Annotated in this window: 13 protein-coding genes; 10 read left to right on the top strand and 3 right to left on the bottom strand. The window is 56.5% G+C overall.

All coding sequences use genetic code 11. The features are described 5' to 3' along the window. Window positions 1–11: 11 nt before the first annotated feature. Entirely contained in the window at window positions 12–806 is a 795-nt protein-coding gene (locus INHI_RS0102690; protein ID WP_027246619.1) for an aspartate dehydrogenase, read from the bottom strand. Window positions 807–993: 187 nt separating this feature from the next. Between INHI_RS0102690 and INHI_RS0102685 the strand changes: the two genes are divergently transcribed. From INHI_RS0102685 to INHI_RS0102655, 6 genes are all read left to right on the top strand, one after another. After that, entirely contained in the window at window positions 994–1,947 is a 954-nt protein-coding gene (locus INHI_RS0102685) for a dihydrodipicolinate synthase family protein (protein ID WP_027246618.1), read from the top strand. Window positions 1,948–2,080: 133 nt separating this feature from the next. Then, window positions 2,081–2,959, top strand: coding sequence for an EamA family transporter (locus INHI_RS0102680; protein ID WP_027246617.1), 879 nt, complete (start codon window positions 2,081–2,083; stop codon window positions 2,957–2,959). 225 nt (window positions 2,960–3,184) lie between these two features. Further along, the gene (locus INHI_RS20225) at window positions 3,185–4,933 is read left to right on the top strand and encodes an LVIVD repeat-containing protein (protein ID WP_051338930.1); all 1,749 of its coding nucleotides are present in this window, start codon (window positions 3,185–3,187) and stop codon (window positions 4,931–4,933) included. Window positions 4,934–5,289: 356 nt separating this feature from the next. Further along, window positions 5,290–5,691 (top strand): alpha/beta fold hydrolase, encoded by a 402-nt coding sequence (locus INHI_RS20675; RefSeq protein ID WP_027246616.1) that lies wholly within the window; start codon window positions 5,290–5,292, stop codon window positions 5,689–5,691. A 166-nt stretch (window positions 5,692–5,857) separates the two neighbouring features. Then, complete coding sequence (locus tag INHI_RS20670; protein WP_051338929.1) at window positions 5,858–7,729, top strand: serine hydrolase; 1,872 nt, start codon at window positions 5,858–5,860, stop codon at window positions 7,727–7,729. Window positions 7,730–7,805: 76 nt separating this feature from the next. Beyond that, on the top strand, window positions 7,806–9,011 hold the full coding sequence (locus tag INHI_RS0102655; RefSeq protein WP_027246615.1) for a helix-turn-helix transcriptional regulator: 1,206 nt from the start codon (window positions 7,806–7,808) through the stop codon (window positions 9,009–9,011). A gap of 102 nt (window positions 9,012–9,113) precedes the next feature. On the opposite strand, the gene INHI_RS0102650 is transcribed toward INHI_RS0102655, so the two are convergent. Further along, on the bottom strand, window positions 9,114–10,121 hold the full coding sequence (locus INHI_RS0102650) for an alpha/beta hydrolase family protein (RefSeq protein ID WP_051338928.1): 1,008 nt from the start codon (window positions 10,119–10,121) through the stop codon (window positions 9,114–9,116). A gap of 52 nt (window positions 10,122–10,173) precedes the next feature. On the opposite strand from INHI_RS0102650, the gene INHI_RS0102645 reads away from it, so the two are divergent. The 4 genes from INHI_RS0102645 to repC all read left to right on the top strand — a co-directional run bounded on the left by INHI_RS0102645 (window position 10,174) and on the right by repC (window position 14,869). Next, window positions 10,174–10,779 (top strand): GNAT family N-acetyltransferase, encoded by a 606-nt coding sequence (locus tag INHI_RS0102645; protein WP_027246613.1) that lies wholly within the window; start codon window positions 10,174–10,176, stop codon window positions 10,777–10,779. 598 nt (window positions 10,780–11,377) lie between these two features. After that, window positions 11,378–12,553, top strand: a complete 1,176-nt coding sequence (repA, locus tag INHI_RS0102640) for a plasmid partitioning protein RepA (RefSeq protein WP_027246612.1) — start codon at window positions 11,378–11,380, stop codon at window positions 12,551–12,553. After that, the gene (gene repB / locus INHI_RS0102635; protein WP_027246611.1) at window positions 12,553–13,530 is read left to right on the top strand and encodes a plasmid partitioning protein RepB; all 978 of its coding nucleotides are present in this window, start codon (window positions 12,553–12,555) and stop codon (window positions 13,528–13,530) included. Before repA ends, repB begins: the two co-directional genes overlap by 1 nt. Window positions 13,531–13,714: 184 nt before the next feature. Next, the gene (repC, locus tag INHI_RS20210; RefSeq protein ID WP_051338927.1) at window positions 13,715–14,869 is read left to right on the top strand and encodes a plasmid replication protein RepC; all 1,155 of its coding nucleotides are present in this window, start codon (window positions 13,715–13,717) and stop codon (window positions 14,867–14,869) included. Between the two features lie 147 nt (window positions 14,870–15,016). Here the strand turns inward: repC and INHI_RS20205 are convergent, their stop codons facing one another. Continuing rightward, the gene (locus INHI_RS20205) at window positions 15,017–15,904 is read right to left on the bottom strand and encodes an alpha/beta hydrolase family protein (RefSeq protein WP_254656824.1); all 888 of its coding nucleotides are present in this window, start codon (window positions 15,902–15,904) and stop codon (window positions 15,017–15,019) included. Window positions 15,905–15,955: the final 51 nt, after the last annotated feature.

Genomic DNA, 15,955 nt, shown 5'->3' with positions numbered 1-15,955 from the left:
TTCCTGGCGTGTCAGAATTTAATGCGCTCGGCATATTGATTGATGCTAGCTATCACGCTCATCGCCGCAAGCGAAGAGGTGCGCGGGTTTGACGGAAGCGGATTGCCCTCGATGGAGAAGCGGAATGACCCAAAATCGCCCTCAGCCTCAATCTCGTGAATATTACGGCTGACACTAGGATCCGCCAGCAACTCCACCTGCGTATTGTCAAAGCCGATGCCCGCCAGAGCCACCGCGGCGGCGACATTGGCGTTTTTCGGGTACTGCAGCGCGGCCTCGCGGGCGGTGCCGCGGAAATGTACCTGCGCCGCACCGGTCAGCGCGCCAAGGTCCAAGACCTGCTCCGCCTGAGAGCCGGCCCAGCCCTGCGGCGGTTTGCGTCCGATATAGCGCACCGCCTGCAGCGTTCCGATCCGGCCCGCGCGCAGCGAATCCAAAGCGCCAATCGCGCCGGAAACCAAGCGAATGCTACCGCCGCCGACCGCAGCGGCGCGGTCAAGCTCCTCCAACAGTGCTGCATCAGCGAGCGCCCCAATTGACACCGTCAGCAGGTCATGTCCCGCGCGAAGAATCTGGACTCCATGCTGCAGCAGCGCACCATGACCCGCGCAATCAACAAACAGGTCAATGTCGTTCCCTGCCTCTGCGGCTCCAGTAACGAAGTTGAACCGCCTACCAAGCTCGTCGCATAGCGGCGCGATCTGATACTCGGGCACGATGATAGCAGCGATTTCGATCCGGCTGCTGGACAACTGATCCACGACATATCGCGCCATGGCACCAAATCCGATGAGAGCGATTTTCATTAAGTAATCCCCGTTCGTTTGCCCCTCTAATATCCGCTTTTCAGGACAGCCTGATGGCAATTTTGGTTATATCAGGATCACTTCTTTGGATTTGTTTTCTGCCAGGCTGATCGAAATGCTGGGCGCTGACCATTATGGCGGCCCCGCGCGGCGCGCTCCCGGCCATTCAGCGAACAAGGATCGGCGCATGAACTACTCAAGACACGAAGCGAAGGATTACGCCCGCGAGCACATGCAGGGTATCTGGGCTGCAGCCCTTAATCCGTTCAACACAGATCTGACTCTGAACGAGACCGGGCTACGTTCCAACATCCGCCATTGGATCGACGACTTGGACATTCAAGGCCTGTTCATCGCTGGCAAACAGGGCGAGTTCTTCTCAATGAGCCTGGAAGAGCGTAAGCGCAACTTTGAAATAGCCGTCGACGAATGCGGCGGCAAGGCGGGCACCATCATGTCGGTGTCCGACCAGAACTTCAACACCGTGCTAGAGCTGGCCAAACATGCCGAAAACTGCGGCGCGGATTACGTCGTGGTGCATGCCCCGGTGCTAAGCTTCGTGCAGGACAAGGGCGAAGTTCTCTACCAGTATTACAAGGCGCTTTGCGATCAGCTGAACATCGGCATCGCCATGTGGAGCCACCCTGACAGCGGCTACTTGATGCAGCCCGAAGAATGCGCCCGCATCGCCGAGCTGCCCAATATCGTCGCTATCAAATACTCAGTCCCACGCGAAATGTATGTGCGTCTGTCTCATATGGTAGGAGACAAGATCCACGTCTCCACCGCCTCAGAGGACGAATGGCTGGACAATATCGAAGAGCTGGACTGGAAGCTCTACCTCTGTTCCTCGCCGCCGTATCAGCTGCAAACCCGCAATGACCGGCGGATGCACGATTACACCCAGCTCGCTTTCCAAGGCAAATTCGCCGAGGCCCGCAAGCTGCGCGACAGCCTGAACCCCATGCGCGAGGCAATCGCCCGCAGCCGCCCGGCGGATAAACCGCAGGCCTTCGGCAAATACTGGCAGGAGCTGCTGGGTCAGGTCGGCGGCCCGGTGCGCCATCCGATGCTGAACCTGACCGAGACAGAAAAAGCCACCATCCGCGAGGCGTTCGAGGGCTGCGGGCTGAAACTCTGAATGGACGTACCCGGCGGGCAGCGATCGCTCAATCCGGATCTGAAAGGCTCTGTTATCTCCAGGCCGCGCGGACAGAAGCCGCGCGGCCGTTTCTTTCGCCCCTGCCCGTAATTACCAACCATCTGAGGTCCCCGTGGGAGAGCTGTTCGCCTTGTTATCTGCCGCCTGCTACGGAATGGCCGGCGTCACCATCGCCCGCAGCCACAGCCAGCGACGGGGCGACGGCGGGGTGTTCCTGTCGGTGCTGATGACCGCCTTTCTAACCGGGGCCCTGTGGCTGCTGGCCGGCCCCGAACCCGCCCTGCAGCCCGGCGCCCCCAATAAACAAGCGCTCGCCCTGTTCGCCCTGGCGGGTGTTTTTGCCACCGTGCTCGGGCGGCTATTTATGTACCGCTCCACCGAAATCCTGGGTCCGGTCGGGGCCGCAATGTTGCGCCGCCTGATCCCGTTCTTTGCTATCCCGCTGGCCATCCTGATGATCGGTGATTGGCCTGGCCCTGCCGAGTTGATCGGCGGGGTGCTGGTGGTGGCCGGGGTGTTTGCCTTCGCGGGCGGCGCGGCGCCGCTGGGAACGCTGGCGGGGGTGTTGCTGGGGTTGCTATCGGCGGCCAGCTACGCGCTCTCCTACAGCCTGCGTAAATTGGGGCTGCTGCAGCTGCCCGACCCGCTGCTGGCAACATGTGTCGGCGCCATGGCAGGTTGCCTGTGCTATATCGGCTGGGCTTTATTAAGCGGCAGCAAAGACAAGGGTACAAGGCTGCACGACCTGCTTATAGACCGCGGCCCCGGGTTTCTTGGCACAGGGCTGTTGCTTTCAGCCGGGCAGACGCTGCAGCTCGCAGCCTTACTACACACCTCTGTCACCAGCGTCGCCCTGATAGGAGCACTCGACGTGCTGTTCAGCGCCCTGTTTGCCGCGCTACTGTTGCGCCAGCGGCTCCGACCGACGCCGCACGGAGTGATGGCGACACTGCTCGTCGGGTTCGGCAGCGCGTTGCTACTCCTGAACTGACCTCGCCTTGCTCACGCTTGAAAATCCCCCTGATAGACCGCCCCTAGTTGCGGCTTGGACGCGGCGCCTCAGCTCTAGGTATTCGATTTTTTGCTACCCAATTTCCCGGAATATTAACTGAGCAAGACCCGGCGTGACGTAGGCTTTCGGGCAACGAGAACAGGCCGACGTAACCGCAGCAACACCTGAGCAGCCGTATGTCAGCGCCAATAACAGGGGATCTCTATGCCTGAGTTTTACCATCTGCCCTTATCTTTTACGCTGGCTGTGAGCCTGCTTACACCCATGGCCCATGCTGCAGGTGGCGGCGGAGAGCCCGGTGTCATCGATATCCGCGACCCAATCGTGCAGCGCTGGTTCGAGGCTACGCCGCACAACCCACCTGCCCCACCTGAGCCAGGACGCGACTATGGCATGATCGGCGAAGCTGGTGCCTTTGTTGCGCCGAAAGCCTCACCGCTGTCGTCCTTTGCACCGAACTTCCCCGGCCAGCTGGAAGGTTGGGACCAGAACTTCTATGCTAAGAACGTCGATGTACTGGCCTTTTACCCGGCAGTGACCTCGCCCTGGCATGCATGGGCCAATGCCGTCGACATGGATGGCAAGCGCTATCTCTACACACATGACCGCGATTACATGCGCGTGCTGGACATCACTGACCCTGCCAATGCCGTTGAGGTCTACAGCGATGGCGGCGTCTGGGGGCCGAAAGGTTCCAGTGAGGAATTCGACAGTAAGAATGTCACCGATTACTTCGGCGGCCTGACCATTGCCTGGCACGAGGGGCTGCAAAAGCATGTTGCGGTTGCGTCCTATGAGATCGGCCGCTTTGGCGTCATGGGCCGCAAATCCGAAGACGCCGAGGGCGTTGCTCTGGTGCGCAACTATACCTCGCTGAAAGGTTTCCGGGTTTTTGAGATGAACGGCCCGACCCCGGAGGACTGGACCATGATCGCCGAACGCACCACCGACCGCGTCAACCCCGACGCCCCAATCGGTGAACAACAGGGGTCCGGATCTCTGGATGCGCCGGCCTGGACTGGCGGTCGCTACATGGTGCTGTCCGCAGCCCCCAAAGACAGCTTTGCGCTGACCGAATATCCCGACTACGTTCATTCGCCCGGCTACCAGATTTGGGACATGAGCGACCCTACCAACCCTGAATTCGTCAGCCAGCTGTCGGTGCCCGGACAGGACATCGACTCCCCTGAAGACCTCGCGGCCTATCTGGAGAACCCACGCGCGGGCAACCGCACATCTTGGATGGGCTCGCGCAATCCGCTGGCCCTGCCTGTCCCGATCGAGGACGGCGGTACCGTCGGCTTTGGCGGCATGGGCGGGCTCGGGTTCTGGACCTTCGATGTCAGCGACCCGGCCAACCCGACGCCGCAGGGTGACCTGCAAGTCGCTCCCAGCTTTGCCGGTACTGAGTTCGACAATGTTGATGTCAGCCAGTACGCCCGCACCGGGCATGTGTTCTCAAACGGCTACCCGATGAATTCGAATTGCTATGAGCCCTACAAAGACATCTTCTCAATCGACGTTTCTGACCCGGCCAACCCAGCTATTGCAGCCACATTCCCGCGCCCAACGCCGCCCCCAGAGGCCGATTTCACCGACTATTGCCAGCGCGGTGGCAGTTTCGGGCCGAAACGCTCCGGCGGCATCGACCAGCCCGGAGGCGGGCGCGACGGAGTTGTGATCTACGCCTTCTACAACGCGGGCATCCAGATCTTTGACGTCGAGGATCCCGCAAAACCGGAGATCTCCGGCTACTACGTACCCGCCTTTCCCACCTCGGATGAAGTGCCAGACTGGACATTCGACAATGCTGTTTTTGCTGTATTTGTGGAATATGACCGGAATATTATCTGGGCCTTTGCCGTGAACGGCGTCTATGCGTTGACCTCGCCGCTTTTGGGTGAACCGCTGACTAACCTGCCCAAGACACCTTGGCCACCGCGCAAGCGTTAAGCCTAGGCAGCCGCTGAGGTAGCCGGACAAAAACCGACCTACGACAGCATCCAGCGCCTTCGGGTACAGTCACCTCCAATTCACTACACACACAACCTCTGCCCATTTTCCAACGCATTGGGGACGAAGTCCAAGAAACAACACTGATTGGCGCGCGGTGGCACCGGAATAGGCCACCGCAGGCTAAGCCGCGAACAGGTGAGTGATCATGGGCTGCCTGCCCTTCTTCGCCGCCATGATACTGCTCATCTCCATTCTCATTCTGGCGCCCGACGTAGCGCTGTGGCTGCTGGAGTAGATACGCTGATGTCGACTCTCCCCTATCTGCATGCTGGATCCGGCCCGGTTCAGTACTGGTGCATGGATATCTGGGCGGCGCCACTCAGTGGCAGAGCGAGATCGACGCCTTCAGCAGCGAGTATGTGATCGCACCCAACCTTCCGGGGTTTGGCGCCGCCACCGGCCTGCCCGGTTGCAGCACCATCGCCGCAATGGCAGAGGCCGCGCTCGGCCTACTCAACGGTCTGGATGTTTCAGACTTCATCCTGATGAGCCATTCCATGGATGGCATGATTGCCCAAGAAATGGCAGCGGCCCGGCCCGCAGCAGGCAGTCCTAATTCTTATCCAATGATATTAGGCGCATTGATAAACCCCCAAAATGGCGAGTCTGGTTTCAAAACCTTTCCCATGCAAAGGCTTGCGGAGCGGAAAACAACCTGCGGGAAAACCTCTGGAACCGGCAATACACGTAGTTAGGAAAGATCGGTTCCTTATCTCAGGGAGTTTCTCACGGTGATGTAACATGGGTACAGATGAATTTGTCCGTCCCGACCGATCCGGACGCCAGCATAAACTCCCTGTGACAGGTGGGTAAAGCGGACCAATTGGTTCGGTTTTCTCGCATCAACACAAGGATACTGACATGTCCCATTTCGACCCAGCTGCACTGAAAGAGGCACCAATCCATGCATTGCTGGATTTCGCGGAGAACAGCCCGGCACCTGCTGTCTTGATTGAAATTGCCCGCGGCGGACTGTCGGTACACAATGCCTCCGGCACGGTTGAACGGGGCGGAGACCAAGCCGCCAGTACCTCCAATCAGTTTGAAATCGGATCGCAGACCAAGATGATGACTTCGGTCATTGTGCAGCAGTTGGTTGTTGAAGGGGGGATCGATTTTGATGCGCCGCTAGCAGGCCAAATGGACCTGACAGGTTTAGAAGGCATTTCTAATATCAACGAAGTCACGGTGCGGGAGCTGCTGTCCAACCGCTCCGGAATCCCTGACTTTGATACCGTGCCGGGCCAATCCGGTAACCCGGCATTCATTGAATTGCTTCTGCTGGATCCTGACCGTCCCGTTGGTGTCGACGAACTTCTAGCGATCGCTACGGGGGAGCCTGCTTCCTTTGCCCCGGGGGAAGCATATGAATACTCAAACACCAACTTTTTGCTATTGCAGAAGCTGATTGAACAGGTCACCGGAGACAGCTTCGGCCAGGTTCTCGAAGACCGCATTTTCTCAGCGGCGGGTATGCAGGACAGCGCGTTGAGGTCAGACGGGCGCGCAGAGAACCTGTTGCACTCCTATGCGGAACTCTCCCCGGGGCAGATCCTGGATGTGACCGACGTAATGATGGATTTCGGCGCGGCTGGTGGTGTCGTCTCAACCACATCCGACATGATCCGCTTCTTTGACGCTTTACTGGTGTCGCGCAGCCTGTTGTCCGCTGAGCAAATGGAGGAGATGCTGGACTTCAGGGCACCGGATGGAACGCCTGGCGTGGAAGGCGAAAGCCTTGGCCTTTCATCTGGAGAGATCTTCGGGCAGCAGTTTATCGGTTTCCAAGGCGGGACGTTAGGCACAAATACCGCAACGTTCCTTCATGTTGAATCTGGCACGATATTTTCCATCGCTGCGTCCCATTCGAACGCAGAACCGACTAACCTATTGGTCGACGCATTTGCAGCCGTGTACAATGATGATGCATGGGTCAATTTCGACCCGGCTGCCGATAGCTTTACCATTGCCGGCACTGCCGCCGAGATTACACTCACCGAAGATAGCGATGCGCCCGGTGGGCCCCAGACAGTTTTTGCACTGGGAGACGCGAGCCTGACCTTTGACCAAGGGGTCGCGGAGCTTGATACTGGGCGTTTCAGTTTTCAGGATGGCTCAACACTGTGGATCAGCACGCAAACCACCGATCACTTTGACATATTGCGGCACGCGCCAAACTCCGCGCAGGGCGATAGCCAGCTTATCGGGCTACAAGGAAATGATCATTTGCGCGGCGGGTATGGCAGTGACAAAATTGATGGTGGCAGCGGGCATGATCATCTGAGAGGGCGTGCAGGAAACGATACACTGGAAGGCGGACGTGGCAGCGACTTTCTCGTAGGTAATCGAGGTGACGATAGCCTGAGCGGTGGCGCCGGGCGCGACCATCTGCGCGGCGGAAAAGGCGATGATATACTATCGGGAGACGGCGGGACTGACATACTGCGCGGCGGCGCGGGGCATGATACATTGGAAGGCGGCGCCGGACGAGATTACCTTTGGGGGGGCAAAGGTGCGGATACATTCGTATTTCAACTAGATTCCGGTCGAGACCTCATTTTTGATTTCAATGCTGAAAAGGACCAGTTGGATTTCTCACAGACCGGGTTGATTTATGAGGATTTGGAGATCCGCACATTCGGCAACCATACACAGATCAGCTATGCCGATGTCGAAGTCTCGATTTTTGCAACTTCGCTTGAGCCGTTGACGGAAGATAGTTTTATCTTCTGAACCTAGCAAAGAGGCATGCAGGGCAGCATCGGTATCCACTGTGCGGGCCCTGCTAATATCTGGATCTAGTCACCACATGGACCCCGCAGCGCTAAATTTTGATCAAGAAACGTTCCGCTTGGCTGCCGCCGTCGGACTACTGGTGCTATCAGCGTTCTGCGCACATCTGTTGTTACTTCCCGACCGGCATCGACACGTCCGGTTTCCATTGGCGCTGTTTTTTGTCGCCCAGTCCGTTGAGCTGCTGGCCTTACCCGCCTCATATCTTCTGCCGGGTGGCGAACCAGGATTTATGAACCTTGCGTTTGAACTGATAGAAATCCCGATGACCATGAGCCAGCCTTTTCTGCTCTGGCTCTATGTTCTGCGTCTGACGAGTGACCCGACTGGAATGTTCGCTGTTCCACGCTCGGTATGGCACAGTCTGCCTATCGGGTTCGCATGTGTGCTCTATCTGTATATTTTGCTTTTACCAGCGCCCTTACAGGCAAGTTTGCAACCGGGGGCAAAAGACCTGGTGATATGGCAGAGCATTGCTATGTTCGGCCTTTATAGCGCGACGATCTTGTTCTATGTCTTGGTGCCAATCTACTCTGTGATGATCTTGCAGCGGCTTAGCCGGTATAAAACGCGCTTGAAAGATCTCTTTGCCAGCACCGAAAACCGAGAGTTGGGCTGGGCCCGATGGTTAGCGATCTCTGTCGTTGCGTTCTGGGCATTTAATGTCATTGCGATTGTGGTGTCGGAGTTCAACCTGAGCTTTCTCGGGGCTTCTCTTTTTGATTCACTTCTAGCGGCAATTATTGTCAGATACACACTGACGTGGAGTATCGCCCTTTGGGGGATGCGTCAGCGACCGGGAATTGTGCCACCCAATAAGAAGATATCGGTTGGTTCTGTGACGGAACTTCCGTTGCGAAAATATGGCAGGTCCGGGCTGAGTGACGCCCGCCTTGACCGGATTGCCACGAAGATTGAGGCCCTGATGAGAGATGAGCAGCTTTACCTGCAACCCGATCTTTCCCTTTGGGATCTGTCAGACAGGATTGGCGTCACCACACATTATACGTCCCAGGCACTCAACGAAAAAATCGGCCAACGGTTTTTTGACTACATAAATCATTGGCGTATCCAGGATGCAAAAAACAGACTGCGCAGTAGCGACGCGACTATCTTGGCAATTGCCTACGATGTCGGGTTCAATTCGCGCTCGTCGTTCTACGCGGCATTCAAACGTGAACTGGGGCTGACCCCTTCGCAATACCGGTCAAAGAAGACCTGACCAACATGGTCGTGCCAACATTAGTATTCGACCAACCAGCAGATGCTAAATGCACAAGGTTGGGGCGGAGGGTCGCAACCATCATAACGGGATCCCTAAATACTAAATTTGGTTCCGCTCCTTGATCCAACCAGTGATCTCATCCAGAGTACCGGGCGCGAAGGCAAACCGCCCCTCAGCGAGGAATCGCGCGATCGCAAATGACGACCAGTCTTCGGTTAGCTGCCAGTTGTAGGCGGCGGACTTAAGCAGACCGTGCGTTGCAGCCGGCCAGAGAATGATTTTGTTGTGAACGCCTCCCGCTTCCAATGACTTTCTATAGAGTGCAGCGTCATTTTCAGCATCAACATTCAAGTCGTCCGCCCCCCATATGGCCAGCAAAGGAAGGTCGAGCTGTGCCAAATCCAATCGTGCGTCGGCATCTCGATTTTCACGAATAAAATGCCATCGATCCACCGACATGCCGGTCGGCGCGTTCTCAAGCTGCGATTCCGAACCAAACACATGGTCGTCGGCGATAGTCTGAGCCACGATAATATCCTGAATCATCTGGGGATCCAGGCCATCCTGGGCCAGCCGCACGTGCGTGTAATAGTCTCCCTGATCTTGCCAAGATACCGCAGGGCCGACCAGAACCAAAAAGTCGGCGTCCCGGCGTGTGAGCTGCGGTAAAACCCATCCGGCTTGAGAGAACCCCACTGCTCCCAACGCCATATCGTCAAAGCGTTGATTTAACAGACTCAGAGCAGCGCTGGTTTCAGAGGCACGGTCCGCCATAGATTGATGCAGCCAGTTGCCACCAGATGCGCCGACACCAGGTTTATCCCAAGACGCGACGGCGATACCTTGATCCAGAAAGACGTTGATGAGTGGAGCGTAGCCTCCACCGGCAACGCGGTCTTGTGGACCATCGCCATGAACTAAAACGACGGCTGCATAAGCGGCCCCCTCTGGAAGCCAAAGCGTTCCCGAAATTGACGCCCCCCCGGAAGTGAAATTGAATCTCTCACTTTGGCGCCAATCGAGATCATGATCGCTAAGGCGCCAAACAACCAGGGCTACTAAGACTGTGACCCCCAGGGCGCACGCTACGATCCACTGCCGTATCAATTGAAATCGCCCTGAAAGTTGCCATCTGACAGATAGATAAGGAGACGCCCTGATGAATACAATCCGGCCATCACCATCCTTTCAGGTTGAACCCGGTTTCCGACCGGAGCATCGCAGGTCTGTAGCGCATGGATATTGGCGCGCTTTTTCTCGCAAATTACGCTATCCGCTCGGGCCACAGGCAAAAGCGATCGATTTTCTTGAGCGTGTCATGAATCCGTCCCACGCCATTAGCGCGGTTTCGCAAGACGGTGCTTTTCTTGGTGTCGCGGGCTTCAAGACGCCAGATAGCGCATTTGTAGCAGGAGATTATGGAGATCTTCTTGCAACTCATGGATGGGTCTCCGCTGGGCTGCGTGGACTGTTGATAGGAGTTTTGGAGCGTGACTGCACACCGGGCACATTGCTGATGGACGGTATTTTCGTCGAGCCTGACGCGCGCGGGCAAGGCATTGGCAAGATATTGCTGCACGAGGTCGAAAAGCGCGCCAGATCGATGCAGCTTCTAAGAGTGCGCTTGGATGTGATCGACAGCAACCCCCGCGCCCGTGCGCTCTATGAGCGGGAAGGTTTCATCGAACAATCAATCACATCGCTTGGCCCCCTCAATCTTCTCTTCGGGTTTTCCAGCGCGACCGAAATGGTGAAATCAATTTGAGATCTTTGACGCTAAGATCTCCTGATTTCGGCTTATTAGCATGTTTCAAGGCACCGAGACGCGCGATGAATGTGCCTTAACCCTTCTGGCTGACAATTGGTGAGATGGTGGTCTTGTCTCTTTCGTCCCCGAGTGATGCGATCAATGCCGTGTCGATGGTCTGCCTTCATTGATCAAACCGATGTTCACTGTATAGACTTATTAACATATATAGGAGTGTCGTCTGTCTACGCTTGGCACAATGCGCGGTATACCCGAGGGACGACCGGGCAATGACGTCCGAAAGCCCCCCCTGCCCTACTGATCTCGAACCAGATCTACATTTGCAACGGGTAGACCGGCGACACAACACTCACCTGAGGCATACCCTGCAAGTTCAGATCAAATTGCAAAATTAGGGCCTGATTCAGGCTCTTTACAGCTTATCACCTGTGGCGCAGATACTGCTTGGTGCAGTGTTTCCGCTGAAAATCGACCCTTTGGGGCCATTCTGCCTGCTTGTGGTAAGAATCTGTTGCCAAGTCGAGCTATCTCGTCATAAATAACGGTAAATACAGCTCTGGCGAAAAAGAGCGTTACCATATAGGACGAGGCAGCAGTGACAGGGTCCACGACAATAAACCACCGCATCCGCGACAATGCCGAACGGCTCGCGGCGGCGCTGGAGAGCCACATGCTCAAGAGCTTTGCGCCCGATGCGCGTAAGGAACTGCGCCTGTTCAGCGCAGGTGAAGCTGCTGATCTCTTGGGAATTTCGGCAAGCTTTCTGCGCAAGCTGCATTTTGACGGCCGTATTCTCGATGTTCATACCACCCCCGGTGGGCGGCGTCACTATTCCGCCGAAAACCTAGTGGCAATCCGCCATACACTTGAAAGCACGGCCAAAACGCCTGGCACCTATCTGCCCGGTCGCCGCGAGGGCGACAAGGTTCAGGTGCTCTCTTTCCTGAACTTCAAAGGCGGATCTGGCAAGACCACTAGCTCGATCCACACCGCACAGCGGCTCGCGCTCAAGGGCTATCGCGTGCTTGCGGTGGATATCGACCCGCAAGCCTCGCTGACAACGCTGTTTGGCTATCGACCCGAGTATGATTTCCTGGACTCCGGCACGATCTACGATGCGATCCGCTATGATGATCCGGTGCCGCTGCAACAGATCATCCAGAAGACCTATTTCACCGGCATTGATCTGGCCCCAGCCGGGTTGATGCTGCAGGAATTTGAACATGAAACACCGCAAGCCCTGATCAACAATGTTCAGCCGCCCTTCTTTGCCCGCATGGCGGCGGTGCTGCAGGAGGTTGAGGCGGATTATGACGTAATCCTCTTCGACTGCCCGCCCCAGCTTGGCTATCTGACAATGTCGGCGCTTTGTGCCTCGACCGGGGTTCTGATCACGGTTGTCCCCAACATGCTTGATGTCGCTTCAATGTCGCAGTTCCTGCAGATGAGCGCAGATCTTCTGGACGTGGTTGGCAACGCCGGCGCGCAAATGGAGTTCGATTTCCTGCGCTTCCTGATCAACCGGTATGAGCCCAACGACGGGCCGCAACAACAGGTGGTTGCCTTCCTCAGGCAACTCTTTGGCAAAGAAGTCATGACCGCGCATATGCTTAAATCTACTGCAGTTTCTGACGCGGGCCTCACTCAGCAAACTGTCTATGAAGTAGAGCGTACGCAGTTCCATCGAAATACTTACGATCGTGCAATAGACTCTCTCAACCAAGTCAATGAAGAGATCGAAACGCTCATTCAACATGCATGGGGTCGCTAATGGCACGCAAAGGAATTCTCAGCTCTGACACCACTCCGACCACCGCCTCGCGGCCCGAGCCAAAGGCCCGAATGATGCCACGGGGCGCGGTCGGGGCCCTGCAATCCTCGCTGACGCGGCTGCAGGAAAACGCGGTACAGGACATCGACGCCGCGCTGATCGATGATGCGGGGCTTGAGGACCGTTTGGGTCTGGATGATGCCGCGCACCGTCAACTGGTCGAAAGCCTGCGCACCTATGGCCAGCAGGTGCCCGTTCTGCTGCGCCCCAATACCAAGGTTCAGGGACGATTTGAGATCGTCTATGGTCGCCGACGGCTGAAAGCGCTGCGTGAGCTGGGGGTGCCGGTCAGGGCAATGATCCGCCAGCTGGATGACCATGCCCTCGTGATGGCGCAGGGTCAGGAAAATACGGCACGTCAGGATCTGTCGTTTATTGAAAAGGCATCATTTGCCGCGCAATTGCAGGACAGTGGCTATGACCGGCAGACAATCGCCGCAGCACTGTCAATTGATATGCCGATGGTGTCGCGCATGTTGAAGGTGGGCACAGCCTTTGACTTGGATTTCCTCCGTCAGATCGGCTCTGCGCCTGGCATTGGCCGCGAACGCTGGATGGCGCTGGCCAAGGCGATGCAGGAGCCGGGAGCGCGCGCCCGTGTGCTGGACCGAATGCGCACGCCCAACTTTCCGGCCGCGCCGTCCGATGCCCGGTTTGAGGCGGCATTGGCCCTTGCAAAACAGTCCAGCAGCGCAAAACCAAAACCCAAATCCGCCAAGGCCCCTGCCCCACCTGCCCGAGTGCTTGACGGGCCGAATGGCCGCCCTCTGGCTGACCTGCGCCGCAGTAGCAAAGGCGTTTCGGTGACGATCGCGGCCAAAGACAACGCAGAGTTTGACGCATGGTTTGAAGCAAATGCCGAGATCCTGCTGAACGAACTTCACGAGCGTTTCACGACAGAAACCTCGGAAGAGTAACAAACAACAGGCAAGAGATAGGAAAGGAGGCACGAACCCCGGCAAGAAAAAAGCCCCCCAGGACATACATCCCAGAAGGCTCATTTCAAACTTAGCATCCTTGGAATACCCCCTTCGAATCATTGTTGTCAACTCTGTGCGCAGCACAGGGGCGGATGATTTTTGCCTTTTCGTGAAAAAATCTATGAAACATGCTTCCCAAGTTGCGTTTGGGATGGCGGAGCCCTGTGCCCTGCCCTCCGTAGACAAATGGGACGTCCTCTCGGCGTTGACCAAGGCAGCGCCCGAATTTGGTGTGTCTCATCGAACGCTCAGCGTTCTGAAAGCTCTGATGACGTTTATGCCAGATCAGATGATTGCGGCAAAACGCGGTGGCGCAGTGGTCTTTCCATCGAACCGGAAACTCAGCGAGCGTTTGAACGGAATGCCCGAAAGCACATTGCGGCGTCATCTCGCCAAGCTGGTTGAGACTGGAATTGTCTGCCGTCAAGATAGCCCTAATCGCAAACGCTTTGCCCGCAACATCGGCACGAACCGTGCGGTGGCCTACGGGTTTGACCTCTCCCCGCTCGCTGTCCACGCTGCGCAGGTACAGGCCACCGCAGCAGAAGCTACCCTGAAGGCCGAGCGTATTGCCCTGCTACGGGATCGGCTCGCCCTGTTACGGCAAAAAATCCTGGCATCCCATCAGCAGCTGCCCCCCCTGTCTCAAGAAACACTGGAACGCGCCCGCCTGTCCCTGCGCCGCCGCGCAGATGAAGCAGATTTGTGTACGCTGATCGATGACCTGACTGATATCGCCGCAACCCTCCCTGCCGTGCAGACACAAGACAGCCAACTGGAAACACGCGCTGAATCAGAAGGAATGAGCGGCAGCGACAGCCAGAATGAGCGGCACATACAGTATATAAATAAATCTATTTCTGACTCTGAAGGATCGTATCAACCTGGAACCACAGAGACTGAGGATGCAACAGCGCACAGCATGGAAGAGCCACTGCAAGATGTTCTGTCGTCCTGTCAAGAATACAGGCAGTTCTTTCCCGATGGCATTAGGTCTTGGCATGATCTCACACGTACAGCCAACCAGCTGGTCCCGATGATGGGGATTGAACAACCCGTCTTTTACGAAGCGCAGCACATTATGGGCAGTCAGACAGCCTCTACGCTGATCCTGTGTATGCTTGAGAGACTTGGAGAGATCCGCAGCCCCGGTGCCTATCTCCGCCGTCTATCGCAAAAAGCGCAAGTGGGGCAGTTTTCAATCAAAACAATCATCGCATCAATAAGAAAACGACAGAAATTGTCAGCTGACAATTTTGAAGCTGTCCCGGTCTGATCCAGTGTTGCGTGATGTAGTACCGCCTCACTTATGCACGTCACTCCCTAGGTCTCAGTAGCGTACAGATCGACCGATTATGATGAGCTGAGACTACACATATCGAAAAATTGTCAGCTGACAATTTCAAGAGAAAGAGCAGAAAGATCACGCGTTCACTACGTCAATATCATTAATCGCGGTCTCGGAAAGTACCAGCAAATCACTCCAGACTGCTTCGTTGCCCGCCCCAAGTAGCTCGATATGGCCAAGGAACCTGTGATCATAGTCCGCGGGATCAAACATGACAAAACACCCGCCACAATCGCGCAGAAGCTCCGCATAGCGCTGAACTCCACTTGCGGGCACAACCACGTCGTCCTTGGCTACGCAAATTCGAAGCTGGGGCAGGGGGCGTTTGTAATCTGGTCGGGGCAGGGCGCTACCGATATCACTAGCAAAGAAATCACGACGGGTGCACCAGCGGCGCCACTGCCAATAAACCCCGGCAGGCAGATCGGAACCAAACCCCAGCGATTTTCCAGGCAGGTAACCCATCAGCGCCGTTGCCAGTGGACCGAGCAGAAACCAAAAGGTCAAAACCAAGGGGCGATAGCTCCACGGATGGTCCCAATGATAGGCAAAACCGCTGCCGATGGTGGTAATCCGGGTCACGCGGGGATCGTAGTCATGGAAGGCTACGCCAAGCCCGCCCAGCGAATGTCCCAAAACCCAGATAGGCCCATGAGGAGCCAAATTCATAAGGGCCGACAAGGCCGCGCTTTGATCGTCTAGCATCCAGTCCGCCATTGTCAGCGGGCTGTCTTTCTGGTGTCGGTTCAGACTTTCGCCAAAGTCACGATAATCATAGGTCAGCACGTTCAGACCCTGTTGCACCGCCCACTGTGCGAAATGGCGATAAAATCGCTGTGGAACACCGGTGGCACCGTTCAGGACCAAAGAAGCGCGGGGGGATCCACTGGCACGATAGAAGGTGCCTATTATCGTTGATCCTGCGCAGGGGATCGCGACTTTCTCAGCGGCCTGTTCCATCATATTTTCTCGTATTCCATTGCCTAGACCACTTGGTCTATAGCAGCCGTAGAC

The sequence above is a fragment of the Phaeobacter inhibens DSM 16374 genome, assembly GCF_000473105.1.
Lineage (GTDB): Bacteria > Pseudomonadota > Alphaproteobacteria > Rhodobacterales > Rhodobacteraceae > Phaeobacter > Phaeobacter inhibens.
The sequence above is the reverse complement of the archived record's forward strand: the minus strand, read 5'-3'. Positions and strand labels throughout refer to the sequence as shown.

What these genes read in the sequence shown, in the direction of transcription:
- INHI_RS0102690 (WP_027246619.1), bottom strand. Translation starts at nt 806, where the DNA reads ATGAAAATCGCTCTCATCGGATTTGGTGCCATGGCGCGATATGTCGTG.
- repB (WP_027246611.1), top strand. Translation starts at nt 12,553, where the DNA reads ATGGCACGCAAAGGAATTCTCAGCTCTGACACCACTCCGACCACCGCC.
- INHI_RS0102655 (WP_027246615.1), top strand. Translation starts at nt 7,806, where the DNA reads ATGGACCCCGCAGCGCTAAATTTTGATCAAGAAACGTTCCGCTTGGCT.
- INHI_RS20670 (WP_051338929.1), top strand. Translation starts at nt 5,858, where the DNA reads ATGTCCCATTTCGACCCAGCTGCACTGAAAGAGGCACCAATCCATGCA.
- INHI_RS0102685 (WP_027246618.1), top strand. Translation starts at nt 994, where the DNA reads ATGAACTACTCAAGACACGAAGCGAAGGATTACGCCCGCGAGCACATG.
- repC (WP_051338927.1), top strand. Translation starts at nt 13,715, where the DNA reads ATGAAACATGCTTCCCAAGTTGCGTTTGGGATGGCGGAGCCCTGTGCC.
- INHI_RS20225 (WP_051338930.1), top strand. Translation starts at nt 3,185, where the DNA reads ATGCCTGAGTTTTACCATCTGCCCTTATCTTTTACGCTGGCTGTGAGC.
- INHI_RS0102645 (WP_027246613.1), top strand. Translation starts at nt 10,174, where the DNA reads ATGAATACAATCCGGCCATCACCATCCTTTCAGGTTGAACCCGGTTTC.
- INHI_RS20205 (WP_254656824.1), bottom strand. Translation starts at nt 15,904, where the DNA reads ATGATGGAACAGGCCGCTGAGAAAGTCGCGATCCCCTGCGCAGGATCA.